The 25,942-nt window shown below is 63.9% G+C and carries 27 protein-coding genes and 1 pseudogene; 4 read left to right on the top strand and 24 right to left on the bottom strand.

Annotation, left to right across the window (positions count from 1 at the left end):
• Positions 1 to 35: 35 nt before the first annotated feature.
• From I6F37_RS31965 to I6F37_RS31925, 9 genes are all read right to left on the bottom strand, one after another.
• Entirely contained in the window at positions 36 to 1,349 is a 1,314-nt protein-coding gene (locus I6F37_RS31965; protein ID WP_225153707.1) for a sugar ABC transporter substrate-binding protein, read from the bottom strand.
• 216 nt (positions 1,350 to 1,565) lie between these two features.
• Positions 1,566 to 2,516, bottom strand: coding sequence for a sugar-binding transcriptional regulator (locus tag I6F37_RS31960; RefSeq protein WP_225153705.1), 951 nt, complete (start codon positions 2,514 to 2,516; stop codon positions 1,566 to 1,568).
• 6 nt (positions 2,517 to 2,522) lie between these two features.
• Positions 2,523 to 3,185, bottom strand: a complete 663-nt coding sequence (locus I6F37_RS31955) for an HAD family hydrolase (protein WP_225111795.1) — start codon at positions 3,183 to 3,185, stop codon at positions 2,523 to 2,525.
• A 64-nt stretch (positions 3,186 to 3,249) separates the two neighbouring features.
• Positions 3,250 to 5,166 carry a nitric oxide reductase activation protein NorD gene (locus I6F37_RS31950; protein WP_225111794.1) on the bottom strand — a complete coding sequence of 639 codons (1,917 nt, stop codon included), beginning with the start codon at positions 5,164 to 5,166 and terminating at the stop codon, positions 3,250 to 3,252.
• 10 nt (positions 5,167 to 5,176) lie between these two features.
• The gene (locus tag I6F37_RS31945; RefSeq protein WP_225111793.1) at positions 5,177 to 5,989 is read right to left on the bottom strand and encodes a CbbQ/NirQ/NorQ/GpvN family protein; all 813 of its coding nucleotides are present in this window, start codon (positions 5,987 to 5,989) and stop codon (positions 5,177 to 5,179) included.
• A gap of 63 nt (positions 5,990 to 6,052) precedes the next feature.
• Complete coding sequence (locus tag I6F37_RS31940) at positions 6,053 to 7,399, bottom strand: cbb3-type cytochrome c oxidase subunit I (RefSeq protein ID WP_036023400.1); 1,347 nt, start codon at positions 7,397 to 7,399, stop codon at positions 6,053 to 6,055.
• Between the two features lie 41 nt (positions 7,400 to 7,440).
• The gene (locus I6F37_RS31935) at positions 7,441 to 7,893 is read right to left on the bottom strand and encodes a cytochrome c (protein WP_036005521.1); all 453 of its coding nucleotides are present in this window, start codon (positions 7,891 to 7,893) and stop codon (positions 7,441 to 7,443) included.
• A 95-nt stretch (positions 7,894 to 7,988) separates the two neighbouring features.
• A complete protein-coding gene (locus I6F37_RS31930; RefSeq protein WP_109145859.1) occupies positions 7,989 to 8,249 on the bottom strand; it encodes a cytochrome C oxidase subunit IV family protein in 261 nt (86 codons plus the stop codon).
• Positions 8,250 to 8,251: 2 nt separating this feature from the next.
• Positions 8,252 to 8,827: a cytochrome c oxidase subunit 3 family protein gene (locus I6F37_RS31925; protein WP_225111792.1), complete on the bottom strand. Its 576-nt coding sequence runs from the start codon at positions 8,825 to 8,827 to the stop codon at positions 8,252 to 8,254.
• 170 nt (positions 8,828 to 8,997) lie between these two features.
• Here I6F37_RS31925 and I6F37_RS31920 point away from each other — a divergent pair, with 170 nt between their 5' ends.
• The gene (locus I6F37_RS31920) at positions 8,998 to 9,165 is read left to right on the top strand and encodes a hypothetical protein (protein WP_085974376.1); all 168 of its coding nucleotides are present in this window, start codon (positions 8,998 to 9,000) and stop codon (positions 9,163 to 9,165) included.
• Between the two features lie 100 nt (positions 9,166 to 9,265).
• Here the strand turns inward: I6F37_RS31920 and mmsB are convergent, their stop codons facing one another.
• From mmsB to I6F37_RS31845, 15 genes and pseudogenes are all read right to left on the bottom strand, one after another.
• Entirely contained in the window at positions 9,266 to 10,456 is a 1,191-nt protein-coding gene (mmsB, locus tag I6F37_RS31915; protein ID WP_036005525.1) for a multiple monosaccharide ABC transporter permease, read from the bottom strand.
• The gene (gene mmsA, locus I6F37_RS31910) at positions 10,453 to 12,030 is read right to left on the bottom strand and encodes a multiple monosaccharide ABC transporter ATP-binding protein (protein WP_225111791.1); all 1,578 of its coding nucleotides are present in this window, start codon (positions 12,028 to 12,030) and stop codon (positions 10,453 to 10,455) included. Before mmsA ends, mmsB begins: the two co-directional genes overlap by 4 nt.
• Entirely contained in the window at positions 12,027 to 12,185 is a 159-nt protein-coding gene (locus tag I6F37_RS31905) for an ATP-binding cassette domain-containing protein (protein WP_225111790.1), read from the bottom strand. The genes mmsA and I6F37_RS31905 overlap by 4 nt, the downstream gene beginning before the upstream one ends.
• Before the next feature lie 245 nt (positions 12,186 to 12,430).
• Positions 12,431 to 13,501: a multiple monosaccharide ABC transporter substrate-binding protein gene (gene chvE, locus I6F37_RS31900; protein WP_036005529.1), complete on the bottom strand. Its 1,071-nt coding sequence runs from the start codon at positions 13,499 to 13,501 to the stop codon at positions 12,431 to 12,433.
• A gap of 71 nt (positions 13,502 to 13,572) precedes the next feature.
• Entirely contained in the window at positions 13,573 to 14,451 is an 879-nt protein-coding gene (locus tag I6F37_RS31895) for an SMP-30/gluconolactonase/LRE family protein (RefSeq protein ID WP_225111884.1), read from the bottom strand.
• Positions 14,451 to 15,527, bottom strand: coding sequence for an aldose epimerase family protein (locus tag I6F37_RS31890; protein WP_225111789.1), 1,077 nt, complete (start codon positions 15,525 to 15,527; stop codon positions 14,451 to 14,453). The genes I6F37_RS31895 and I6F37_RS31890 overlap by 1 nt, the downstream gene beginning before the upstream one ends.
• 2 nt (positions 15,528 to 15,529) lie before the next feature.
• Complete coding sequence (locus I6F37_RS31885) at positions 15,530 to 16,456, bottom strand: Gfo/Idh/MocA family protein (RefSeq protein ID WP_225111788.1); 927 nt, start codon at positions 16,454 to 16,456, stop codon at positions 15,530 to 15,532.
• Positions 16,453 to 17,229: a FadR/GntR family transcriptional regulator gene (locus I6F37_RS31880; RefSeq protein WP_036005559.1), complete on the bottom strand. Its 777-nt coding sequence runs from the start codon at positions 17,227 to 17,229 to the stop codon at positions 16,453 to 16,455. The genes I6F37_RS31885 and I6F37_RS31880 overlap by 4 nt, the downstream gene beginning before the upstream one ends.
• A complete protein-coding gene (locus I6F37_RS31875) occupies positions 17,226 to 17,372 on the bottom strand; it encodes a hypothetical protein (RefSeq protein WP_157784002.1) in 147 nt (48 codons plus the stop codon). The genes I6F37_RS31880 and I6F37_RS31875 overlap by 4 nt, the downstream gene beginning before the upstream one ends.
• Before the next feature lie 5 nt (positions 17,373 to 17,377).
• Positions 17,378 to 17,512: pseudogene (locus I6F37_RS31870) on the bottom strand (sugar ABC transporter substrate-binding protein); the annotation flags it as partial.
• A 300-nt stretch (positions 17,513 to 17,812) separates the two neighbouring features.
• Entirely contained in the window at positions 17,813 to 18,985 is a 1,173-nt protein-coding gene (locus I6F37_RS31865) for a fumarylacetoacetate hydrolase family protein (protein ID WP_109144324.1), read from the bottom strand.
• Positions 18,986 to 19,097: 112 nt separating this feature from the next.
• Positions 19,098 to 20,075, bottom strand: coding sequence for a HEAT repeat domain-containing protein (locus I6F37_RS31860; protein WP_036005565.1), 978 nt, complete (start codon positions 20,073 to 20,075; stop codon positions 19,098 to 19,100).
• A 2-nt stretch (positions 20,076 to 20,077) separates the two neighbouring features.
• The gene (locus tag I6F37_RS31855; protein ID WP_007593252.1) at positions 20,078 to 20,311 is read right to left on the bottom strand and encodes a ferredoxin family protein; all 234 of its coding nucleotides are present in this window, start codon (positions 20,309 to 20,311) and stop codon (positions 20,078 to 20,080) included.
• 32 nt (positions 20,312 to 20,343) lie between these two features.
• Entirely contained in the window at positions 20,344 to 22,086 is a 1,743-nt protein-coding gene (locus I6F37_RS31850; RefSeq protein ID WP_036005569.1) for a fumarate reductase/succinate dehydrogenase flavoprotein subunit, read from the bottom strand.
• Positions 22,087 to 22,187: 101 nt separating this feature from the next.
• The gene (locus I6F37_RS31845; protein WP_036005636.1) at positions 22,188 to 22,961 is read right to left on the bottom strand and encodes a ferredoxin--NADP reductase; all 774 of its coding nucleotides are present in this window, start codon (positions 22,959 to 22,961) and stop codon (positions 22,188 to 22,190) included.
• Positions 22,962 to 23,166: 205 nt separating this feature from the next.
• Between I6F37_RS31845 and I6F37_RS31840 the strand changes: the two genes are divergently transcribed.
• The 3 genes from I6F37_RS31840 to I6F37_RS31830 all read left to right on the top strand — a co-directional run bounded on the left by I6F37_RS31840 (position 23,167) and on the right by I6F37_RS31830 (position 25,941).
• A complete protein-coding gene (locus tag I6F37_RS31840) occupies positions 23,167 to 23,463 on the top strand; it encodes a gamma-butyrobetaine hydroxylase-like domain-containing protein (RefSeq protein ID WP_036005572.1) in 297 nt (98 codons plus the stop codon).
• 100 nt (positions 23,464 to 23,563) lie between these two features.
• A complete protein-coding gene (locus tag I6F37_RS31835) occupies positions 23,564 to 24,337 on the top strand; it encodes a Crp/Fnr family transcriptional regulator (RefSeq protein WP_036005576.1) in 774 nt (257 codons plus the stop codon).
• 182 nt (positions 24,338 to 24,519) lie between these two features.
• On the top strand, positions 24,520 to 25,941 hold the full coding sequence (locus tag I6F37_RS31830; RefSeq protein WP_225145955.1) for an ABC transporter substrate-binding protein: 1,422 nt from the start codon (positions 24,520 to 24,522) through the stop codon (positions 25,939 to 25,941).
• Position 25,942 lies beyond the last annotated feature (1 nt).

Raw genomic sequence — 25,942 nt, 5'->3', positions numbered from 1 at the left:
ATGGCCGCAAGTTTGAGCTCAGGGAGAGCCCGGGTTTACTTGATGTAGCCGGCGCGCTTCATCTCGCGCTCGGTAGCGGACTGCGCAGCCGTGAGCGCCGCATCGACCGTCATCGATCCCGCAAGCGCCGCCGAGAACTGCTGGCCCACCTGCGTGCCGATGCCCTGGAATTCAGGGATGGCGGCGTATTGCACGCCGACGTAGGGAACGGGCTTCACCGTCGGCTTGTTGGGATCGGCGGCGTCGATCGAGGCCAGCGTCAGTTTCGCAAACGGCGCGACCTTCAGGTACTCATCGTTCTGGTAGAGCGAGGTACGCGTGCCCGGCGGCACGTTGGCCCAGCCCTCCTTCGAGGCCACCAGCTTGGTGTAGTCCTTGCTGGTGGCCCAGGCGATGAACTTCTCGGCGGCTTCCGTCTTCTTGGAGCCGGCAGGGATTGCGAGATTCCAGGCCCACAGCCAGTTGGCGTTCTTGCCGAGCCCGGTGTTGGGCGCGAGCGCGAAGCCGACCTTGTCGGCGACCTTAGACTCCTTAGGGTTGGTGACGAAGGACGCCGCGACCGTGGCGTCGATCCACATCGCGCATTTGCCGGCGTTGAACAGCGCCAGATTCTCGTTGAAGCCGTTGGAGCTGGCGCCGGGAGGCCCGGCTTCCTTCATCAGGTTGACGTAGGTCGTGAGTGTCGTCTTCCATTCCGGCGTGTTGAACTGCGGCTGCCACTTTTCGTCGAACCAGCGCGCGCCATAGGAATTGGCCATCGCCGAGAGGAACGCCATGTTCTCGCCCCAGCCTGCCTTGCCGCGCAGGCAGATGCCGTAGGTGCCGGCGCTCTTGTCGGTCAGCTTCTTGGCCGCATCGATCACGAAATCCCAGCTCGGCTTTTCCGGCATCTTCAGGCCGGCCTTCTCGAACAGATCGGTGCGGTACATCACCATCGAACTCTCGCCGTAGAACGGCGCGGCGTAGAGCTTGCCGTCGGCGGAGACCGCGTCCTTGATCTTGGGCAGGAGGTCGGCGACGTCGTAATCGGCGCCGAGGTTGGCGAGCGGTACCAGCCAGCCCTTCTTGGCCCAGATCGGCACCTCGTACGTGCCGATGGTGAGGACGTCGAACTGGCCACCCTTGGTGGCGATATCGGTGGTGACGCGCTGGCGCAGCACGTTCTCCTCCAGCGTCACCCATTTGACCGAGATATCAGGGTTCTTCTTGGTGAACTCACCCGTCAGCCCCTGCATGCGGATCATGTCGCCATTGTTGACGGTGGCGATCGTCAGGGTCGTTTCGGCCGTCGCCGGGACGGCCAGCAGCAGGCAAGACGCGCCGCAGACGGCGCCCAGGACATATTTCACGGTGACCTCCCCTCAATTCGCGTTTTGGGCATATGCCCACGCGTTGGGCGTATGTTCAGCGCAAGGGCGGCACGTTGTCAAGCAGCCGCGTGGGCATTCCAGCAACTTGTGAGTGCTGCGGTGCGGGAAGGATGGGGAGGTTTTGCTTCACCCACGGCTGTCGTGCTCCGCGAACGCGGAGCATCCAGTGTGGTAGGCACGCGAAGCGTGAGCGCTTTACCGCTCCAGAATCGCTCTTGCCGTCGCCTCGTCCGTGATCAATCCGTTGATCAGCCCGCCGCTCAGCGCGGCTGCAATCGCCGCCACCTTGGCTGCGCCCAGCGCCGCACCGATCGTGGTGGTCTTCGCCGGCACTTCCGGCGGAATGCTGGTGAGGCGCTTGTTGGTGCCGGCCTTGAGCAGGCGGCCCTTGGCGTCATAGGCCCAGCCGGTGATCTCGCCGATGGCGCCCAGCCGCATCATCTCGAACAATTCGTCGCGGGTGACGAAGCCGTCGACGTGCACCTGCGCCTTCTGATCCATCTGGCCAATGCCGACGAGGCGCAAGTCAGCCCTTGCCGCGACCGCCTTCACCTTCGCGATCGGCTCGATGCGCACCATCCTGTTGCGCTCGTCCTCCGACGACATCAGGAACGGCAGCGGCATCGGATAGTGCCGCGCGCCGGTGCGGTCGGCGAGCCGGCCGACGGTGTCGTAGAAGCTCGCCGAGCCGTCGGCGGAGATGTTGCCGACCAGCGAGACGATCTGGTGATTGGGCCGCTCGATCGGCGTGACGCGCTCGACGGCGGCACGCACCGCCCGGCCCGTGCCGAGCGCGACGATCACGGGCGTCTCCGAACGCAGCGTGGAATCGAGCAAATTGGCGCAGCGCTCGGCGATTCCAGCCACCGCCTGCGGCGCGGCCGGATCGGCCGGCACCACCTCGCAATGAACGAGGTCGAACCGTTGCTTCAAGCGCGCCGCCAGCTCCATGCAGGCTGCGATGGGGTGCTCGAGCCGGAAGGTGATGAGCCGCTCGGCGAGGCACAACGAGACCAGCCGCTGCGCCGAAGCCCGCGACACCTGAAGCATCTTTGCGATCTCGTCCTGTGTGTGACCGGCAATGAAATAGAGCCAGCCGGCGCGCGCGGCGTCGTCGAGTCTCGACTTGTCGTCCTCGGCGGCCATGCGCGCTCACACCTCCCAGAGATCGCTCATATGTGTAAAGACCCGATCGGCCCCGGCGGCCGATAATATAGCCCGGCCATCGCGGCTGCGATAATGGCCGCCGCCGACAAATCCCCAGACGGTCATGCCGGCCGCCTTACCCGCCTGCACGCCGCTGACGCTATCCTCGATCACCAGCGTGCGCGATGGCGGCGTGCGCATGCTCTCGGCCGCATGAAGAAAGAGATCAGGCGCCGGCTTGCCGTGCCTGACCATCTGCGCGGTGTAGATCCGATCGCCGAAATATGCCCGAAGACTGGTGACGTCGAGCGAGAGCGAGACGCGGTCGAGATCGCTCGACGAGGCAACGCAGAATGGCACGGTCAGTCCGGAGATCGCCGCCTCCACCCCGGGAATCGGCGCGAGCGAGGCGGCAAAATTCTCCAGCACACGCGACTTCAGTCGGGGCGGGAAGGCGTCCGTCAGCGAGTGCCCGAGATCGCGATAATGCTGCTCGACGGCCTTGGTGCTGCGTCCGAGAAACAGCTCGAGCGCCTGCTCCTCGCTGAGCACGAGACCGAATTCCGCCAGGACCTCGGACAGGCAGCGGCAGCTCAAGAGCTCGCTGTCGACGAGCACGCCGTCGCAGTCGAAGATGATCAGATCGGGATTTGGCCGGCCCTGCTCCATCCGGCCATTCGATCATATACCCAAGCCTTGAGCAATAGCCCAACGCCCAGTTGCATGAACCGCATCAGTGTGCCACCTGCCGGTAGATCGCCGGCAGTGCCGCGGGCAATCGTTTGATGTTGCCGACGATCGCATAGCCGCTGCGCCCGAACAGGGCCGGAAAATAGGATTGCGCCGCCGCGTCGATCGTTACGCCGAACACCGTGATCCCGAGCCGGCGCGCTTCCTGCACGGACTTTCTGGTGTCTTCGACCGCAAAGCGCCCTTCATAGTGGTCGACGTCGTTCGGTTTGCCGTCGGTGAGGACGAGCAGCAGCTTCTTGCGCTGCGGCTGGCGTGCAAGCTCGGCGCCGGCATGCCGTACCGCCGCACCGATCCGCGTGTAATAGCCGGGCTTGAGCGCGCCAATGCAGCGCTCGACCACGTCACTCATCGGCTCGCCGAACGCCTTAACCGTCTCGAGCCGCACCCAGGAGCGCCGGCGCGAGGTGAAGGTCAGGATGCTGTGGTGATCGCCGCAGGCTGATAGGCCGTGGGCAAGCACGAGCAGCGCCTCCTTCTCGACGTCGAGCACGCGGTAGCCATTGGCCCAGGCGTCCGTGGAGAGCGAGACGTCGACCAGCAGCGTGACAGCGAGATCGTGACCTTGCGGGCGCATCGCCAAATGGACGCGATCAAGACCGCTGCTGCTGCCGGCGCGGAGATCGCACCGCGCACGCACCAGCGCGTCTAGATCCAGATCATGCCCGTCGGCCTGGGCACGCATCAACTCATGGCGCGGCCGCAGGACCTCGAAGCGGCGGCGCACCTGGCGGATGTGCCGGCGCATGGTCTCGTCGGGCGTCCAGCTTTCCCCATTCTCGGGGGCGGCAGATGCCAGTACGCGGCAATGAGCCGGCAGATAGGAGCCGCTGCGATAATCCCATTCCGGATAGGTCAGGTCCGCAGTCAAGCGCGAGGCATCGAGGGCCTCCGGCGGGAGGTCGAGATCAAACTTGAACCGGCCCGCCGGCTTGCCGCTGCGGCGGCTGAGCGTTATCTCCTCGAGATCGTCCGCCGCCTTCTGCGCATCCTCCTCCTCACTGTCATCGGTGGGGCGGTCGACATTGACCATCTCGGCCATCGCGAGAATTTTCTCGAAGCGGTTGAGTACGAAGGGATCGCGGCGATTGGCGCCGTCCTCGCGCTCGCGCACGGCAAAGTGCTTGCGATTGTCCTCGCTCGCGGCCTCCGCACCATCGGCGCATTCATCCACGCCCGCATGCGCAGGCGACAGCTCGCGGGTCCAGCAATCGCCCCACAGCGGGCACGGAAGCATCGAGCGATAGCCAGGCGGCGCCTTGACCGGCAGCGGCTCCGTTCCCATCATCGCCGGCCACAGCTTGCCCGCAGGCGCCTTTCCGGTTCCTAGTAGCGCCAGCACGATCTGCTCGACCTCCTGCTCGATGCGCGGCAAGGGGCGACGCGGCCTGGCTTCGGCAGTTGCTGCGGCGAGTTGCGCATAGTCGTCGACGAGGCCGGGAAATTGCGTGAGCACGAAGACCGCCGTCTCGCTGGCCCGGCGCAACACCAGAAGATCCCGCCGCAGCGGATCGGATTCGGTGATGGTTTCGATCGGCGCGGCTGCGAACCATGCCGCGAGCCAGCGATAGAGCGCTGCATTCAGCGCGTTGTCGGGAAAGATCGCGATGCTTTCAGGAAGGAAGATGGAGGTGGCATCGCGGCCCGGCTGCTCCAGGCGCTCGTCACCGAGACCGATGCGTTGCCGCCAGCCGAGCCGATGCCCGGACTTGCGCGCGCCGGCACCGGCGATCTGCACACCCGCCTCACCGCCCAGCGCGCGGAACATCACCGCGAGCCTGTTTCTCATTTCCGCAAGCGAGACCGCATGCTCGTCATGAACCGGATAGCTGGCGGTGCCACCGACCATGCGGTGCCAGGCGCGGCCGACGGTCTCTTCCAGTTCGGGGAAATCGAGCATCGGAGCCGCCTCAGCCGATCACGGCACGCGCGACGTCCAGCAGCGCCGCCTTGACATCGGCATCGTCGGTCAGCGGCTCGATCATGCCAGCGAGCACGGCATCGGCCGTCGGCATGCCGGCCGCAATCAGGGTCGCGCAATAGACGACGAGCCGGGTCGAGACACCCTCCTCCAGGTCGTGGCCCTTCAGCGCGCGCAGCCGGCCAGCCAGCCCGACCAGCGGCCGCACGCGCTCCGGCGATAGTCCGCTCTCGGCGGCGACCACCGCAATCTCCTGCTCCGGCGGCAGGAAGCCGAACTCGATCGCGACAAAGCGCTGCCGCGTCGACGGCTTGAGCGCCTTGAGCAGCGTCTGATAGCCTGGATTGTAGGAGACGACGAGCATGAAGCTGTTCGGCGCGGCAAGCTGCTCGCCGGTACGCTCCAGAGGCAGGATGCGGCGATCGTCGGTCAGGGGATGCAGCACCACCGTTACGTCCTTGCGCGCCTCCACGACCTCGTCGAGATAGCAGATGCCGCCCTCGCGCAACGCCCGCGTCAACGGGCCGTCGCTCCACACGGTATCGCCGCCCCTGAGCAGATAGCGGCCGGTGAGATCGGCCGCGGTGAGATCGTCGTGGCAGGCGACGGTATGCAGCGGCAATCCCAGCCGCGCCGCCATATGCGTGACGAAGCGCGTCTTGCCGCAGCCGGTCGGCCCCTTCAGCAGCACCGGCAGCTGATTGCGCCAAGCGTGCTCGAACAGCGCGCATTCGTTGCCACTGGCAATATAGGCGGGCGGCTGAGGTTCGGGCTTCGCCACGGCGAGAAGTGCTGCATTCATGGTCTTTCTCCGGAATTCACATAGTGACGGCGGCCGCAGCGAGCCACGGCCGCCTTTGCGCGCTCACTCGGCCGGCTGCAACGCGCCGGGGATGACCGGCTGACGGGCGCGACCGGGCACAAGCACGGCCCACACGAACATCAGCGCGGAGATCGCGACGAACACGCCGGACCCCAGCCGGACCCAGTAAAACATCGCGAGCTGGTCCTGCACGTCCATGTAGCCCTGGCCGAGCACGCGCTGGAGATGGACCTGGACCACGCCGGCGAAGGTCAGCGCGAAGGTCATCACCATCATGGCGGTGCACATGATCCAGAAGCTCGCCATGGAGAGCCATTGATTGTAGGGCGCACGCCCTCTGATCTGTGGGATTGCATAGGCCATCACGGACAGGTTCAGCATCACATAGGCGCCGAAGAAGGCGAGATGGCCGTGCGCGGCGGTAACCTGGGTGCCGTGGGTGTAGTAGTTGACCGAGGACAGGGTGTGCAGGAAACCCCAGACACCGGCGCCGAGGAACGCCATGACCGAGCAGCCGACCGACCACAACAATGCAGCGCGGTTCGGGTGCTTGCGGCCGGCCTTCCAGGTCATTTGCACCGTGAAGATCACCATGGTGAAGAACGGCGCGACCTCGAGCGTGGAGAACAGCGAGCCGATCCACTGCCAGTAACCGGGCGCGCCGATCCAGTAGAAATGATGGCCGGTGCCGAGGATGCCGGAGAACAGCGCCAGCCCGATGATGACGTAGAGCCACTTCTCGACCACTTCGCGGTCGATGCCGTTGAGCTTGATCATGAGATAAGCGAGCACGGAGGCCATGATCAGCTCCCAGACGCCCTCGACCCAGAGATGAACAACATACCACCAGTACATCTTGTCGACCGCGAGATTTACCGGGTTGTAAAAGGCGAACAGGAAGAAGATCGCAACGCCCCACAGCCCGAATAGCAGGATGTTGGTGATCGTGGTCTTACGGCCCTTCAGCGCCGTCATGGTGACGTTGAACAGGAACATCAGGCAGACGACGACGATGCCGACCTTGATGATGAAGGGCTGTTCGAGGAATTCGCGGCCCTCGTGGTATTGGAAGAGATAACCGACCACAGCCACACCCGCAGCACCGAAAAACATCCAGAACTGGATCTTGGCCAGCAGCGGGCTGTAGAGCTCTGTCTCGGTTTCCTCGGGCAGCAGGAAGTAGGTCGCGCCCATGAAGCCGATCAACGACCACACGATCAGCGCGTTGGTGTGGATCATCCTGACGACGTTGAACGGCAGCAGGGTCGACAGCGTGTTGGGCAGGACGTAGATCGTTCCAGCGACGAGACCGAATAGGACCTGCGCCACGAACAGGGTCAGCGCGCCGTAGAAATACAGCATCGCGACTTTCTGGGTCTGATATTTCATCTCAGGCTCTCTGTCTTGAGGGATTTCAGGAAGCGATGCGCTCAGCCCGCCTTGTTCGGCGGCCACTCTTGGCGCTTGATCTTGCTGGTCCATTGCAGGAAGTCGGCGAGATCATCGAGCTCCTGGTCGGTGAGGTTGAATTGAGGCATCTGCCGGCGGCCCGGTGCGCCCGAAGGCTGCGACTGCATCCAGGCCTTCAATGTCTCGCGCGCGGCGGCCGGATCCTCGTTGCCACCCCAGCGATCCCAGACATTGCCGACTTCAGGCGCAAAGTAGGCGCCCTCGCCCAGCAGGGTATGACAGTTGATGCAAGAATTCTTCTCCCAGACGTGCTTGCCGCGGGCAACCGAAGACGTCAGCGTGGCTGCGTCGGTCGATGTCGTGGCCATGTAGTAATGGCTGTGCGCCGTTAGCCCTATGAAGATGGCGAAGAAAAAGGCCGAGCCGCCGTAGAAGACGTTTCGAGCGGCCGACTTGGTCAGGCGTTCAGCCATTGCCAATCCTTTCCGGTTGATTCCTGCGAAATTGCGATGGTGTGATTTATTGCCGCTTTGCCCGGCCCGTTCTTTGTCAGGGCGCAATGAGCGCGTCAGATCAGGGCGACGAGCGCGGAGGCGAGCCAGGCAAGCAGCAGCACGATGAGGATCCAGCTCGCGACGAGACCGCGCCAGAGTGCGGGGACGGCGCGAAGATCCATGAAGTCGAGCGCGATGCGATGCCCCTTGAGCGCGGCGAAGGCAAGCAGCAGAGCGTTGCCGAGCAGCGCCCGTGGTATCAGCGGCGGCAGCAGGACGGTCGCAAGCGCAAGGCCGATCAAGGCGATCCAGGTGACGTCGACACGATCTGGCATCGTCATTTCACCAGATACAGGATCGGGAACATCACGATCCAGACCAGATCGACCATGTGCCAGAAGGCCGTTCCCGTCTCGACGCCTGATATCCCGGCTCGGCGGCAGACCACGGCGAGAATGATGATGCCGAGACCAACGTGCAGGAGATGAAAGCCGGTCAGCAGGAAGTAGAGCGTGAAGAAGGGATTGGTCTCAAGCCCGACCCCGCGCCCGGTTTCTTCGGCGTACTCTGCGAGCTTGATCGCGATGAAAAGGCAGCCGAGCGCCATGGCGCCGAGAAGCCAGTATCGTGTCGTTGCCCGTTGTCCATTCCGCACGGCCTTGGTCGCCCGGGCCGCCGCCCAGCCGCTGGTCACCAGCACGACGGTATTGAGGCCGGCGAGATGCGAATCGAGCGTGGCCTGCCCGGCCGCGAACATCGCGGGGTGAATCGCGCGGGCGACAGAGAAGGCGCCGAGGAGCAGGCCGAAGGCGACGAGTTCGCTGAAGATCAGCACCCAGATCATGGGATCGCCGGGGAGATCCTGCAGGATTCCCCAGCCTGTTTCCTGCTGTTCGCACTCGGCCGTCGACATCGTCTTTCCGGATCAGGACACCGGTCAGACTTAGCTCGGCCACCCGGTTCCGAATTTGTTGCCGGACAAACTGGAGGACTGCAGGGCTCCTGTTTGCGCCGACACAACGTTCAGCCAGCCGTTTCGCGGTACGAACCGGCTCAGAGCTTCACGGAGCGCCGGACGATCCCATGAGCGATGCACAGATCGGGCTGATGACCGCAACACCCATCATCATTGCCTTCGCCATCGCGCTCAGGCGCATGGGCGTGCTGTCGACGGTGGGAACCGTATCGGCGGTGGGGCTCTCGATCGGGATCGCGACCGTGCTGTTCACGACGCAATCACCGCTGCCGTAGTGCTTAGGACCGTAGCCCGGATGCAGCGCAGCGCAATCCGGGAAATCTCACCAAGCGCAGAGACCCGGATTACGCTGCGCTGCATCCGGGCTACGAAGCGCTACCGCCGCTGATTGTACACGTCGATGCACACCGCGCCCAGCAGCACCAGGCCCTTGATGACCTGCTGATAGTCGATGCCGATGCCGAGGATGGACATGCCGTTGTTCATCACGCCCATGATCATGGCGCCGACCACGGCACCGCCGACTCGCCCGACACCGCCATAGGCCGAGGCGCCGCCGATGAAGCAGGCGGCAATGACGTCGAGCTCGAAGCCGAGGCCGGCCTTCGGAGTCGCCGTGTTGAGCCGCGCGGCGAAGACGAGGCCGGCGAGCGCGGCCAGCACGCCCATGTTGACGAAGGTGAGGAAGGTCAGCCGCTCGGTCTTGATGCCCGACAGGCTCGCCGCCTTGGCGTTGCCGCCGACCGCGTAGATCTGCCGGCCGATCACGGTGCGGCGGGTGACGAAGCCGTAGAGCGCGATCAGCGCGGTCATGATCACCAGCACGTTCGGCAAGCCGCGATGCGAGGCGATCAGATAGGTGAAATAGAGCACGGCGCAGGCGAGCAAGATGCTTTTGCCGAGGAAGAACGCATAGGGCTCGACCTCGATGCCGTGCGACTGCTCGCGCGACCTTCCCTTGGCACTGGCATAGACGAGCCCGAGCGCGAGAACGGCGCCGATCAGCATCGAGGTCGGATGCAGCGTGCCGGCCTCAGGCAGCAGCTCCGGAATGAAACCCGAGGACAGTTTCTGGAAGGTGGCCGGGAACGGCCCGAGCGACTGGCCCTGCAACACCGCGAGCGCCAGGCCCTTGAACACCAGCATGCCCGCCAATGTCACGATGAAGGAGGGGATCTTGAAATAGGCCACCCAATAGCCCTGCGCCGCACCGATCGCGCCACCGAGCGCGAGGCAAGCGATGAAGGCGAGCGTATAATCGACCTTGTAGGTCACCATCAGCAAGGCCGCCACGGCGCCGATGAAGCCTGCGACCGAGCCGACCGAAAGGTCGATATGGCCAGTGACGATGACCAGCAGCATGCCCAGCGCCATGATGACGATGTAGCTGTTCTGCAGCACCAGGTTGGTGAGGTTGAGCGGCTGCAGCAACGTGCCGCCGGTCACGACCTGGAAGAACAGCATGATCGCAACCAGCGACATCAACATGCCGTAATTGCGCAAATTGTTCTTGATGAAGCTGCCGTGCCGGCGCTCCTCGGGCAGCGAAACCGTCTTGTCGGTCATGGCTGCAATCCTCCCATCTCCGCGGCCGCGGGCGCGGCGTTCCCAATGCTTCGTTCGTTGCGCATGATGGCGCGCATGATCTTTTCCTGTGTCGCCTCTGAGCCCTTGAACTCGCCGACGAAGGCGCCGTCGTTCATGACGCAGATGCGATCGCAGATGCCGAGCAGCTCGGGCATCTCCGAGGAGATCACCACGACGCCGCGGCCGGCTTCCGCAAGCTCGTTGATGATACAGTAAATCTCATATTTGGCACCGACGTCGATACCCCTGGTCGGCTCGTCCAGGATCAGGACCTTGGGGTCGGTCATCAGCCATTTCGACAGCACGACCTTTTGCTGGTTGCCGCCGGAGAGCTGGCTGGTCTCCTGGTAGACGTCGGAGCAGCGGATGCGCATCCGGTTGCGGTAGTCGCTGGCGACCTTGAGCTCGGCGATATCGTCGATCACCCTGCCCGGTGCGACCTGGTCGAGGCTCGCCAGCGTGATGTTCTTGCGGACGTCGTCGGCGAGGATCAGGCCGAGCTGCTTGCGGTCCTCGGTGACGTAGGCAAGGCCGGCGTCGATCGCGGCGGCGACGCTCGGCAGCGCGATCTCCCGGCCTTCGAGCCGGATAGTGCCGCTGATATTGGTGCCCCAGGAGCGGCCGAACAGGCTCATGGCGAACTCGGTGCGCCCAGCCCCCATCAGCCCGGCAATGCCCACGACCTCGCCGCGCTTGACACCGAAACTGACGTTCTTGATCACCTGCCGCTCGGGATGAATGGGGTGATAGACCGACCAGTTCTCGACGTCGAGCACCGGCTCGCCGATCTTCACGTTGCGCTCCGGGAAGCGGTGCGCCATGTCGCGGTTGACCATGCTGCGGATGATGCGATCTTCCTGGATCTGCTCGGCGTGGCAGTCGATGCTGTCCACCGTGCGGCCGTCGCGCAGCACGGTGATGTGGTCGGCGACCTTGGCAACCTCGTTCAGCTTGTGCGAGATCAGGATCGAGCCGATGCCCTGCTCGCGGAACGTCATCAGCCGTTCGAGCAGCGCGGCGCTGTCGGCCTCGTTGAGACTCGCGGTCGGCTCGTCCAGGATCAGCATCCGCACCCGCTTGGACAGCGCCTTCGCGATCTCGACCAGCTGCTGCTTGCCGACGCCGAGATCGGTGATCAGCGTATCCGGCGATTCCTTCAGGCCGACCTGCGCCAGCAGCTCGCGCGTGCGCCGGTAGACCTCGTCGCGGTCGATCACCCCCAACTTCGACGGCGGATGCGACAGGAAGATGTTCTCCGCAATCGACATCAGCGGGATCAGCGCCAGCTCCTGATGGATGATGATGATGCCCAGCGCCTCGGAATCATTGATGTCGCGGAAGCGGCGCTCCTCGCCCTCGAAGACGATGGTGCCCTCGTAGCTGCCGTGCGGATAGACCCCGCTCAGCACCTTCATCAGCGTCGACTTGCCGGCGCCGTTCTCGCCGACGAGCGCATGGATCTGCCCGGCGCGAACCGAGAAGTTGACGTCGCGCAATGCCTGTACGCCGGCAAAGCTCTTGCTGACGTTGCGCATCTCCAGCATGGCGGTCATGGCTTTGGTGTCCCTTGCGTTGTCGACTTGCCGGCGCCGTTCTCGCCGACGAGCGCATGGATCTGCCCGGCGCGAACCGAGAAGTTGACGTCGCGCAATGCCTGCACGCCGGCAAAGCTCTTGCTGACGTTGCGCATCTCCAGCATGGCGGTCATGGCTTTGGTGTCCCTTGCGTTACTTCGTCTCTCCCCGCGTGCGGGGAGAGGTTGACTGATATCGCTGCATCCACATCGTCATTGCGAGCGCAGCGAAGCAATCCAGACAATTTCCGCCGTGGCAGACTGGATTGCTTCGCTGCGCTCGCAATGACGGAGTGCATACCAACCACTGCCCGTATGGAAAGAGGCCCCTCACCCTAACCCTCTCCCCGCAAGCGGGGAGAGGGGAAAAAGAGAGAGTCTTACTGGAACTGCGACTTCTTATAGTAGCCGCTGTCGACCAGGGTCTTCTCCCAATTGTCCTTGTAGACCACAACCGGCTTCAGCAGATAGGACGGCACGGTCTTGACACCGTTCTCGTAGGTCTTGGTGTCGTTGACGGTGACCTGCTTGCCGGCGAGCGCGGCGTCGACCATGTCAGCGGTCACCTTGGCGAGGTCGCGGGTGTCCTTGAAGATGGTCGAGTACTGGTCGCCGCGCAGCATGGCCTTGATCGAGGGCACTTCGGCATCCTGGCCCGAGATGATGGGCATCGGCTGGCCGGCACTCCCGTAGCCGACGCCCTTCAGCGAGGAGATGATGCCGATCGAGAGGCCGTCATAGGGCGACAGCACGGCGTTGACCTTCTTGTTGCCGTAGTAGGCGCTGAGCAGGTTGTCCATGCGGGCCTGCGCAGTGGCGCCGTCCCAGCGCAGGGTCGCGACCTTATCCATGCCCATCTGGCCGGACACGACGACGAGCTTGCCGCTGTCGATATATGGCTTCAGCACGCTCATGGCGCCGTTGTAGAAGAAGTAGGCATTGTTGTCGTCGGGCGAGCCGCCGAACAGCTCGATGTTGAAGGGGCCCTTGCCGTCCTTCAGGCCGAGACCTTGCACGATCGACTCCGCCTGGAGCACGCCGACCTGGAAGTTGTCGAAGGTCGCGTAATAGTCGACGTTCGGCGTGCCGCGGATCAGGCGGTCATAGGCGATCACGGTGATGCCTTTTGCTTTCGCCTGCTTGAGCACGTCGGACAAGGTGGTACCGTCGATCGCGGCGATCACCAGCGCCTTGGCGCCCTTGGTCACCATGTTCTCGACCTGGGAGAGCTGGTTCGGGATGTCGTCCTCGGCATATTGCAGGTCGGTGTTGTAGCCGCGCTCCTTCAGCACCTTGACCATGTTGTTGCCGTCGTCGATCCAGCGCGCCGAGGACTTCGTCGGCATGGCGATGCCGACCGTCGCCTTCTGGGCGAAGGCAGCGACGCCTGTGGCCATCGTGGCGGCACTGGCCAACGCCAGCGCGAGAAATGTTGTCTTCAGTTTCAGCATGTTTCACTCCCTTTGGGTGTCAGACTTTCTTCGTGGTGTCGAGAACGACGGTCGTGTACGGCTTGGGCCTCCTATGCGAGCTTGACGTCGGGTTCCGCGCGTCCGCGCGCGGCTGCTTCGAGCAGAAAGGTGCAGCCGGCTTGCGGATCGGCAGCGCGTGCCGCCGTGTCCATATCCTGCCAGGCCGACGTGACGAGCAGGCGCGACAGGTCGGGGCCGACGAAGGCGGGGCAGCTCGCCTGCTTCGCCGGCACGCTAAGCGAACGCAGGCGCTCGCCTTGCGGCGAGTAGACGTCGATCCGGCTCGCGCCCCAGCACGCATTCCAGATCTGCCCGTCGGCGTCGCATACCGAACCGTCGAGACCGCCGATGCCGCTGTGGCGCAACAGCACCTCCGGCTCGCCGCGCGGCAGGCCGGTCGCGGGGTTGAGCGGCACGGCATAGAGCACCGCACGCGGCGTGTCGGTGAAGTAGCCGGTGGCGCCGTCGGGCGAGAAGCAGATCGAATTGGGAATGCTGATGCCGGGAAACAGCGTCGAGATCTTGCCGCGATGAAGGGCGTAGATCGCGCCCGCCTTCGGCTCGGCTTTCTTGCCCATGGTGCCGATCCAGAACGTACCGGATTGATGCACGCGGCAATCGTTCGAGCGCGTCGCCGGATTGTCCGCTTCGAGGGGACAGAACAGCGTCATCGCACCATCAGCGAGCTTGCGGATATAGAGGCCGTCCTCGGCGACGATCAGCTGCCGCTCGGCGTCGATGCGCCCCAGCGCGCTCGCCATCCGACCGAGCGCGTGGGTGCGGACAGAGCCGCTGCCGAGTTGCGCCTCGAACAGCTTGCCTTCGCGGATGTCGAACCACCAGGCCGTATTCGTGGTCACGTCATAGGTCGGACCTTCGCCGAGATGGCAAGGATGGTTCGAGAGGACAGCCGTCGGCACCTGCTCCATCATGGCGACCTCACTGAGAAGCGATAGACCGTGTGATGGCGATAGACCTCGCCGGAATCGAGGCGCGGGCTCGGAAAGTCCGGCCGGTTCGGAGCGTCGGGCCAGATGTGCGGCTCCAGGCAGATGGCGTCCGATTGCCGGATCAGCTTGCCGCCCTTGCCCGACATCGTACCGTCGAGATAATTGCCCGAATAGACCTGAAGTCCGGGCTGATCGGTGAACAGCTCCATGATGCGCCCGGAGCGCGGCGCCTCCAGCCGCGCCGCGAGCGCAAGCTTGCCGTCGCGCCCGAGGCAGTAGGTGTGGTCGTAGCCCCTGCCGTTGCGCAATTGCGGGTCACCTTCGCGGATGCGCTCACCCACCGGCCACGGTTTGCGGAAATCGAACGGCGTGCCGGCCACGCTGCGCGGCGGCTCCGGCAGCGGAATGGCGGTGGCATCGATGGCGAGGAACTGCTCGGCGGCGACCATCAGGCGGTGGTCGAGAATGGACGTCTCCGACGTCGCACCCTCGAGATTGAAGAAGCTGTGGTTGGTCAAATTGACGACGGTCGGCCGGTCGGTCCGCGCTTCCATCAGCAGCGACAGCTCGGTCGGCCCGGTGATGCGATAGGTCACGCGAACGTCGAGCCTACCGGGATAACTCTCCTCGCCATGCGGGCTGACATAGGTGAGCGTCACCGCGGGCTCGGCGCCTTCGTCGATCTCCGCGATCTCCCAGAGCTTGCGATCAAAACCCTCGAGCCCGCCGTGCAACGCATTCGGACCGTTGTTGACCGCTAGCTGCACCGTCTCGCCTTGAAGCGAAAACTGTCCCTTGGCGATGCGGTTGGCATAGCGGCCGACGGTGGCGCCCAGAAACTTCCGTTCGGCGAGATAGCCGGCGAAGGCATCATGGCCAAGCACGACGTCGTCATATCCGCCGTTGGCATCCGGCGCGATCAACGCCTGCAGCACCGCGCCGTAGCTGATGATGCGCGCCTCGAAGCCGCCCTCCCCGCGCAGCACGACGCGCTCGACCTCGTGGCCGTCGGGCAGCGTCCCGAACACGTCTCTTGTGATTGTTGATGCGGCCATGCTCAATCCACAAACGGTTCGGCGATCGTGCGCTTGCCGAGCAGGAAGGCGTCGGCGACGAGACGGAGCGGCGTCAGATCGACGTCACTTGCGCCGGTTGCTGCGAGCGCGACGAAGCGTCGGTAGAGCCCGCGATATTCCTCATCGGGCCCTTCGGCAAGCACCTTGCCGTCGACGGCCATGCGCGCGCCACCGCTGGACAGCGTCAGCCGGCCCTGATCGGTTTCGACGAGGATATCCCAGCTCTGCGGTCCGGTCTGGCGGAAGTCGAACTCGGCGGTCACGGGCAGGCCGCTGATATCCGTCAGGTTCACGTTCGCCGCGATCGGCGCCTGGCAATTGGCTGGAAAGGCCAGCTCGGCCGCGGTGACGAACACGGGCTTCGGCAGAATCCTGGTCAGGATCGACAGCGCATTGATGCCCGGATCGAACACGCCGAGGCCGCCGGGCTCCCAGATCCAGCCCTGCCCGGGATGCCAGACACGCACGTCTTCCTTCCAGCTGATGTGAACGGATTTGATGTGCCGATCAGTGAGCCATTGCCGGGCCGGCTCCACCGCCGGCGCATAGCGCGAATGCCAGGTCGCAAACAATGTCCGCTTCGCACCCGCCGCCATCGCGATCAACGGATCAAGCTCGGCAACGCCGTTGCCCGGCGGCTTCTCCAGCATGACGTGCTTGCCGGCGGCGAGCGCCGCCGCGGCCTGGGCCCGTCGCACCTGCGGCGGCGTGCAGAGCGAGACCGCGTCGATCGGCGGCCCCTTCTGAAGCAATTCCTCGATGGTCGCAAAATGCGGCACCCCCTGCAGCGAGGCGTTGCGGCTCGCCACGGCGGCAAGCGTTGCGCCCGGTGTGGCGGCGATCGCCGCCACATGCTGGTCCCGCGCGATCTTGCCGAAGCCGACGATGGCGATGCGAAGGTCTGTCACGCTTGTTCTCCAGTGTCGGCCGACGGTGGCGGCTCGGCCGGGGCGGTTTCGATCGCCGTACTGTCATGGCGGCGCATGCCGTTGTGAATGACATAGACCATGGCCTCGGATGCGGCATGGGCATCGCCCGCGACGATGGCATCGACGATCTTCTGATGCCAGAGCAGCACGGTATCGCGATCCTCCGGCTCGACCGGAGCGCTGAGCAGGAAAGAGGCGCGCAGCGCTGCTTCAATGACATGCCCAATCGAGCGCATGAACAGATTGCCCGAGGCACGCGCCACGGCAACATGAAGCGCGAGATCTGCATCTGCAAAACCGACCGAGTCGGACGCTTCATGCCGCATCCGATCCATGCTGCGGCGCAGCTCGCTGATGTCTTGCTCGGATCGCTGTGTTGCCGCCAGCATCGCCGCGCGCGGCTCCACGGCGAGACGGATCTCGGCGAGGTCGTCAAGGAAGCGCTTGTCGATGCCGGCATCGAGGTGCCAGGCCAGCACGTCTGCGTCGAACATGTTCCAGGCACCTCGCTCGCGCACGACGGTGCCGACCCGCGCCTTGGTGGTGAGCAGGCCCTTGGCGACCAGCGTCTTGACGCTCTCGCGCAGCACCGGCCGCGACACGCCGAACATTGCGATCATCTCGGCATCCCCCGGCAGGCGCGTGCCTTCCGCATAGCGGCCGGCGATGATGTCGACGCCGATCGAACGCGCCACCTCCGCATGGTTGGAATGGGCCCGCCGGGTCGGGATGACGACGATCCGCGAGGTCATGACGCCGCTCCCGCATGCTTCGCCGCCGGCCGGCGCGCAAGCGCGACCAGCCCCTGCAGCAGGGCGATGAAGGCGAATAGAAGCACGCCCGAGGTGCGGGGGATCAGCAAGAGCTTTGGCGCGGTGCAGGAGGTCGACTTCATGCTGAGACGGACGTTTCGGCCGCGCGCCAGCCGGATTCCGATCCAATCTGCGAGAAGCCGATCGTGAGCTGGGCGCTGGCCGGCGTCGCGAGCAACAAGGCGGCCATGGCGCTGGCCGCACAGAGAGCTTTAGGGGGCATCGGGCGCGTCTCCCAAGATGTTTTATCCGGGGGCGCCGATTGGTAGCATGGCACCCACAGGCCGGCCTTCGCGCCAGCGGCGGGCACTATTTCACGGAAGTTGAGTTCCGACTAGTCATATTATTTGACTATTTGGAGCAAACGCAGCCGAGGTGGAGCGAGCTGAGTTATGACACGTTCAGCGCGATTTTGCTCCCTTCATGCAACGGAGGGATGAAAAAATTAGGCGGCGCGATGGAGCCTCAGTTGTCAGCGGGGCGAAGGTGCGCCCCCGCTTGCGGGAGGCGAAGGGCAGCAGCGCTAGATCAGCTTCCGCTGCGCCAGGTTCTTCATCAGTGCGCCGATGCCGAACGTCCAGGGCTCGCACTCGTCGCTGGTGCGCATGCGGTTGACGAGCTTGCCGAGCTGAGGCGCTGCGATAGTGACAATGTCGTCGCGCTTGTGGGTGAATCCCTGCCCCGGCGCATCGCGATCCTTCACGGGTGCGAACATGGTGCCGAGGAACAGCACGAAGCCGTCAGGATATTGATGCACCTTGCCGATGGTCTGCGCGACGAGATCGGTCGGATCGCGGCTGATCTTGCTGATCGAGGAATGGCCGTCGAGAACGAAGCCGTCCGCGCCCGTGACATTCAGGCTGATGTCCAGCCTGCGCGCGTCGTCGAGCGTGAAGGTGTCGTCGAACAGGCGCAGCAGCGGGCCGATCGAGCAGGACGCGTTGTTGTCCTTGGCCTTCGACAACAGCAGCGCCGAGCGGCCCTCGAAGTCGCGCAGGTTCACGTCGTTGCCGAGCGCGCCCCCGACGATCTTGCCGCGGCTCGACACGAACAGCACGAGCTCGGGCTCGGGATTGTTCCAGGTCGATTTCGGGTGCAGGCCGGCATCCATGCCGGTGCCGACCGACGACAAGGTGGGCGCCTTGGTGAAAACCTCGGCATCCGGACCGATGCCGACCTCAAGATATTGGCTCCAGGCATTCTGATCGATCAGCACTTGCTTCAGGTGCATCGCCTGATCCGAGCCCGGCTTGAGCTTTGACAGATCGTCGCCGATCAGGCGCGTCACTTCTTTCCGGATCGCTTCGGCCGAGGCCGGATTGCCCTTGGCGCGCTCTTCGATGACACGTTCGAGCATCGAGATCGCAAAGGTGACCCCGGCGGCTTTCAGCGTCTGGAGATCGACGGGCGCGAGCAGCCAGGGCTTTTGGGGATCGCGCCCGTCCGGCGGGGTGTTGGCGACGATCGCCTCGAGATCACCGATGCGCTCGCCCTTGGTGGCGGCAAGCGCCTTGGCGGGATCGTCCGTCTCGCAGAGCGCACTGATGGTCGGAAATTTTGCTGTGACGTCATACACACCGTCACCGCGCATGGCGGCGACGGCCGGACCGTTGACCTGCGGCAGCCAGACGCGGCCGACCAGCGTCCCCTTCGTGCCGTCCTCGGGGAGAAGGTCCTTTACAGTCAATGTCGTCATGGCCGCGTCCTCGCTGTTCTAAGGAATGGCCGCATTCGCAGCGGCCGTTCCCGTGAGCGAAGACCAATAAACGTCTGGCGCTGGAAGTCCAGAGCGGCGACGCGCCGTGCAATTATGCCCCTGCCCGCGCCTTTCGCGCTGCAATCTGGTGCAGTGCCCAGCGCGCATTCTTGCGGACATCAGGATCAGGATCGTCGGCGATCACGGCCAGGAATGCCTCGCCGTCAGGGTGGCCGATCTCACCTAGCGCGGCGGCGGCCTCTTTGCGCAAATTCGCCTGGTCGTGATTGACGCAATTGCCGATCGGCCGCACCGCGCGTTCGATCTTCATCTTGCCAAGGCTGCGGATCGCCTTCAGCCGCACCTGCCAGAACTCATCCGCGAGGCAAGCGACGAGCTGATCAGCCGCGATTGCACCATTCACGTTGAGGCCCAGCGTCTCCGCTGCCATCTCGCGGACCATCCAGTCGGCATCCTTCAGCGCGCGGGTGATGGTCTCCGCCGCCGGCTTCATCTGCGAAAAGGCCAATGCGCTCACGGCGGCGCGGCGCACATGGGCATCGGGATCGTTGATCAGCGCGGTTAGCGCCGGAATGGATTCTTCCAGCTTGAGAAAGCCGATCACGCCGATCGCCTGCACACGGACGGCGGCGTCAGGGTCCTGGAGCGCTTCCAGCGCGGGCTTGAGTGTATCCCTGCGGCGCAGTTCCTTCAGCGCGCGCAGAGCGCCCATGCGGACGAAAGCGTGGGTATGCCTGACCAGCGGCAGGATCGCGTCGGCGCAGGCGGGATCCTTGAATTCAGCCATGCTGTCGGCCGCAGCCGCCGCGACGATCCTCTCGGGATCGACGAGCAGCTTCACCAGCGCGCTTGCTGCCTCCGGTCCGTCGAACTCGCCGAGCGCCATCGCGACCTGCTGGCGCACACCGGCATCGGGATCGGTGACCATTTTGGCAAGATGTGCGACCGCGGCGGGATCGCCGGAATGACCGAGTGCAATGATGGCGACGCGGCGTTCGGCGGGATCGGCCGCCTGCAGCCGCTCGTCGGCGTCCTCGAGATCGTCATAGGATTCGAACGGGCTCGACATGATCACCTCAACAGATAGGGAATGTTGACGGTGACGGCGCCGGTCGGACAATCCGCTTCGCAGGGCATGCAATACCAGCACTCGTCATAGGCCATGTAGGCCTTGTTGGTCATGTCGCTGATGCGCAGCACGTCGAGCGGGCAGACATCGACGCACACCGTGCAGCCCTTGTCCGCGATGCATTTGGCGTCGTCGACCACCACCGGAACCGATGTCTGATAGGACGCGAGAGGCATGTGATGTCTCCTGTTGGCTATGTTCTGGTGGATCAGGCCGAGGCGCGAATGCGCTGCTTGTCGTAGAGGTCCTTCTCGTCGTCCGCGATCGGCACGACATAGGGCTCGACTGCGCGCTTCTCGCTGGTCATCCTGCCGTCCTGCTTGGACAGCAGCGTGTGGCAGAACCAGTTCTCGTTGTCCTTCTCCGGGAAATCCGTCCGCCAGTGATAGAGACCCCAGCGGCTCTCTTCGCGGTAGAGCGAGGCGTGTGCGGCCATATCGGCACAGTCCATGATCGACTGCACTTCGAGCGCGCGCAGCAATTCGTGCGCGTTGCGCGCGATCATGCGCTCCTGCATATCCTCACGCGCTTCGGCGAGCCGCCGCACGCCGAGCTCATATTTGCGCGTGACCTTCGGCGGCTGGAGATAGTCGTTGACCAGACGGCGGGTCTTGTACTCAATCTGGTTCGGCGGAATGCCGTCCTCGCGCTTGGTCGGCGCCATCACGCGCTCGCGTTCCATGGCGACGTCGGCCGCGTCGAATTCCGCGAAATCATGGTTGTCGGCGAACTCCATCGCGTCGATGCCTGCGACCGAGCCGTTGGTGAAGGCGCCGAGCATGTAATTGTGCGGGACGCTCGCCATGTCGCCGGCGGCGTAGAGGCCGGGTACGGTGGTGCGGGCATTGTCGTCGACGAACACGCCTGACGCGCTGTGGCCGGAGCAGAAGCCGATCTCGGAGATATGCATCTCGATGGACTCACTGCGGTAGTCGACCCCGCGCCCCTGCTGGAACAGGCCGCGCGTCGGACGCTCGACCTTGTGCAGCGTGGATTCGATCTCGGAAATGGTGTCGGGGTGGAGATGCTTGAGCTGGAGGAACACCGGACCCTTGCCGGAGAGGAGCTCGTTGTAGAACTCCAGCATCATCTGGCCGGACCAGTAGTCGCATTCGATGAAGCGCGAGCCTTCGTTGTTTGCCGTATATGCGCCGAACGGGCCGGCGACATAGGCGCAAGCCGGGCCGTTATAGTCCTTGATCAGCGGGTTGATCTGGAAGCATTCGAGGTTCGCAAGCGCGGCGCCGGCGTGATACGCCATGGCGTAGCCGTCGCCGGAATTGGCGGCGTTCTCATAGGTGCCGAACATGTAGCCGGAGGTCGGCAGACCTAGCCGGCCGGCGGCGCCCATGCACAGGATCACGGCCTTGGCCTTGATCACGAGCATCTCGGCGGTGCGCGTATTGACGCTGATGGCACCGGCGATGCGACCGTCGGAGGACTTGAGCAGACGCGTCGCCATGTAGCGGTTGGAGATCAGGATGCGGGCGCGGCGGAGCTGGCGGTAGAGCGCCTTCTTCACGGTCTCGCCGTTCGGCATTGGCAGCACATAGGTGCCGATGTGGTGCACCTTCTTGACGGCGTAGTCGCCGTTCTCGTTCTTCAGGAAGCGAATGCCGAAGCTGTCCAGTTCCTCGATGATCTTGTAGCAGTTCTGGGCGTATTTGTAGACCGCCTTCTGATCGACGATGCCGTCATTGGCGATGGTGATTTCCTTGGTGTACTGCTCCGGCGTCGCGTAACCGGGGATGACGGCGTTGTTGAGCCCATCCATACCCATCGAGATCGCGCCGGAGCGCTTGACGTTCGCCTTCTCGAGCAGGACGACATTGGCCTTCGGGTTCTTCAGCTTCGCCTTCAGTGCCGCCATCGGGCCGGCTGTGCCGCCGCCGATCACCAGCACATCGCAGGAAACTTCCGAAAGTCCGTCGACGATCTGATCTAGTGCCATCGCTTGCTCCTGGTTCGCCGATCCCGGCGCCTTTGCGTCAGATTTGTTCAGGGGGCGTCGCCGCGATAGCAATTAGTTGTCGCTGGGACGCGATTTGTAGCTCAGCGCTCGACGAAGGCTTTTTCGATGACGAAATGGCCGGGCTGGCTATGGTTGCCCTCGACAAAGCCGCGCGCCGCGAACATCGCGTGGAGTTCCTCGAGCATCGCCGGGCTGCCGCACAGCATGATGCGGTCAGTTTCGATGTCGAGGCTCGCTTGTCCGATATCCTCGAAGAGCTGGTTCGAGGCGATCAGGTCGGTGATGCGGCCGCGATTCCGGAACGGCTCGCGGGTGACGGTCGGGTAGTAGACGAGCTTGTCGCGGATCAAGGGGCCGAAGAATTCGTGATTGCGCAGGTCCTCGACGAGGTGCTCGCCATAGGCGAGTTCCGAGACCTGGCGGCAGCCATGGGCGAGCACGATGGTCTCGTAATTCTCATAGACGTCGGGGTCCTTGATCAGGCTGGCGAAGGGCGCCAGGCCCGTTCCGGTTGAAAGCAGCAGCAGGCGTTTTCCCGGAATGAGGTTGCCGGTGATCAGCGTGCCCGTCGCCTTGCGCCCGACCAGGATGATGTCACCTTCCCTGATCTTCTGAAGGCGCGAGGTCAGCGGGCCGTCCTGCACCTTGATCGAGAAGAATTCGAGCGCCTCCTCGTGATTGGCGCTGGCCATGCTGTAGGCGCGCATCAACGGCTTGCCCTCGACCTCCAGACCAATCATTGCGAACTGGCCGTTCTGGAAGCGGAAGCCGGGATCGCGCGTCGCGGTGAAGCTGAACAGGGACTCGGTCCAGTGCCTGACCGACAGAACCGTTTCCTTCTGAAATGCACTCATCGTCTCTCCTTGGTCATCGATGACGCGCAAGGTTTCGGAGAGAGGAGAGTCCGGCAATTCGGAAGTGAAGTTCCCGGTCGATTAGTTTCACATTTCGCGTGGGTTGCTCGAAGAGCAGGCTCGCGATCCCACCCGCACCGGCAATTAGTTGCTATTCGTGCGTTCCCGCCTCGACGTAGAACGAAGTCAGAGGTTCGTCATGACAATGACATTGGTGGCACCGACCGTGGCCGACTACGAAGCCAGCGCCGATCTCGCTTCGCTCCTGGTCCGCACCGCGCAGGACGACGCGCTCAGCGTTTCTGCCGAAACACTCCGCCTCTCCTGCAAATGCGCCCATTGCACCCGCGCCCGCTTCGACGGCCGCTTCCCCAAAGCGTTTCCGGGGATTGCGATTACCGACATCGGCGATCTCGGCTATGGGCTGAACATTTCGTTTTCGGATGGGCACAACCGGGGGATTTATCCGAAGCCGTATCTGCTGAACTTGGCGGGGCGGTGACCCGGTATTCGGTGTCATTTCCCCGCGCGAGGCGTCTGCCCCCATCTGGCACGGACATTGCTCCTCTTTAGAACGATTTGAAACGTTCGGGAGGCAGGCGATGTTGCAGGCAGCGAATGCGGTTCGCGGGGCTGTTCCCCCAGCAGTCAGGCCTGCCAGCAGTTCCTCGCTGCTGCTCACCGAGAACCAGCAATGGATCGGCGGTCCACCCCCGTTGATGGACAAGCTCTCACCGCGCGAGCGGGAGTTGGTGCTGAAGCAGGGCCGCCGCAAGGTGCTCAATCGCGGCCAAACGCTGTTCAGCCAGGGCGGCAAGCATGACGGCATCTGGCTGATCGAGAGCGGCCGCATCCGTGTATTCTACACCTCGCCACTCGGACGCGAAATCACGCTGGCCTATTGGCATGTTGGCAATTTCGTCGGCGGCCCCGAAGTGTTCGAAGGCACCGTGCATCAATGGTCCGGCGTTGCCTCCAGTAATTGCAGCGTCGTGCACCTGCCCGGAAAGGAACTGCGGTCCCTTGCTACAGAGATCCCGAACCTCGCGATTGGCCTGATCGAAGGCCTGACGTTCAAGGGCAAATGCTATTCGGCGCTGGCCCAGATGCTGGGGACGCGCTCGATCACGCAGCGTCTCGCCCATCTCTTGCTGCATCTCGTCGAGCTCTACGGCGTCGCGGATGCCGACGGCACCGTGATCGCTGCGGCCTTCACCCACGCCGACATCGCCCACATGGTCGGCGCCACCAGACAATGGGTCACGATCAGCCTGAAGCGGATGCAGGAGAAGGGAATCGTGCTGACCAAACGGTCGCAGATCGTGGTCTGCCGGACCGACATTCTGGAGGAGATGCGCGGCCAGGCGGCGGATTGAAGGGGGCCCGCGACCATGGCCGGTGCACAGGCAAGCGGCTTTATAGTGCAGGACTGCCCAAGGAGTATGCAATCAGCTTTTCCCGGCAACTAATCGACTGCGGCGGCCACTCCGGATTTGCCCTGCCTGCGCCCTCCCCCAATCATGGCACCCACAGCACATCCAACCGAATGAGGATGAGAATGGCCCGCCATCTTCCCACGCTCTCGATCGCGATGTCGGTGACGTCGCTGGCGCTGCTCGTCGCGCAGCCGGCTTCTGCGGAAACCGTCAAGCTCGGCATCGGAACGCAGGATACCACGACCAACACGGTCACCGCAGGCGTCGTCATCCGCCAATTGCAACTGCTTGAGAAGTACCTGCCGAAGGACGGCAAATACGCCAACATCAAGTTCGAGCTCGAATGGCAGAACTTCACCTCCGGTCCGCCCGTCACCAACGCGATGATGGCGAACAAGCTGCAGATCGGGATGATGGGCGACTATCCGCTCATCGTGAACGGATTCACCTTCGAGAGCAATCCGGAGAGCAAGAGCCGCCTCGTCGGCATCGCCGCCTACAGCCTGTCCGGCTCGGGCAACGGCCTCGTCGTCCACAAGGACTCACCCTATTACGACCTCGCCGATCTCAAGGGTAAGCTCGTCAGCGTGCCTTTCGGCTCCGCCGCGCACGGCATGGTGCTGAAAGCGATGCAGGATCGCGGCTATGCGTCCGATTTCTTCCAGCTCGTCAGCCAGAGCCCGGAGGTCGGCTCGACCAATCTGCAGGAGAAGAAGATCGACGGGCACGCCGATTTCGTCCCCTTCGCCGAGCTGTTGCCGTTCCGCGGCTTCGCGCGGAAGATCTTCGACGGCGTCGAAACGAACTTGCCGACCTTCCACGGCATCGTGGTTCGCACCGACTTCGCCGAAAAATATCCCGAGGTCGTCGTCGCCTATTTCAAGGCGCTAATCGCCGCCAATCAGTGGCTGCGCGCGGATCCCAAGCTGGCCGCCGAGAAGATCCAGGAATGGACCGGCATCAACAAGGAGGTCGTCTACATCTTCTTAGGGCCCAGCGGCAATATGACGACCGATCCGACTATCAAGCCGGCGCTGATCGATGCGGCCACGACCGACGTCAAGGTGCTGCAGAATCTCGGCCGCATGAAGGAGTTCGATCCGAAAAAATGGGTCGACGACAAATACATCCGCAAGGCCTATGCTGAAATGAAGCTCGACTACGACGCCCAGCTCGCGAGCACCAACAACTATGAGATCTCGGGCGAGGACAGCTTCTGCAAGAAGCCCATCACCGATCCGCGCAAGGCGGGCGAAGTTTGGGTCGACGGTGCCGGCATCATGCCCTTCTCGTCCGCCAGCTGCACGCTCGGCGCCTATGCCGACTACAAGGCCAAGGGCAAGAAGATCAACGTCGCCTACGTCTTCGACACCACGCGCGGCATCAAGCTGTTCGCCGATCAGGCCTTCTTCGCGGTCGGCAATAGCGAGGTCGCCCCGTTCCTGCTGAAGAAGGACGCCGAAGCCTACGCTGCCAAGATCAGCGGCAAGGTGCTCGGCTTCGATGAAGCGATGAAGGCCGCCGTCGGCGGAGGCAAGACGTGAG

The sequence above is a fragment of the Bradyrhizobium sp. NBAIM08 genome (assembly GCF_020193935.1).
In the GTDB taxonomy this organism is placed as follows: Bacteria; Pseudomonadota; Alphaproteobacteria; order Rhizobiales; family Xanthobacteraceae; genus Bradyrhizobium; species Bradyrhizobium yuanmingense.
This window is presented reverse-complemented; position numbering and strand designations above follow the sequence as displayed.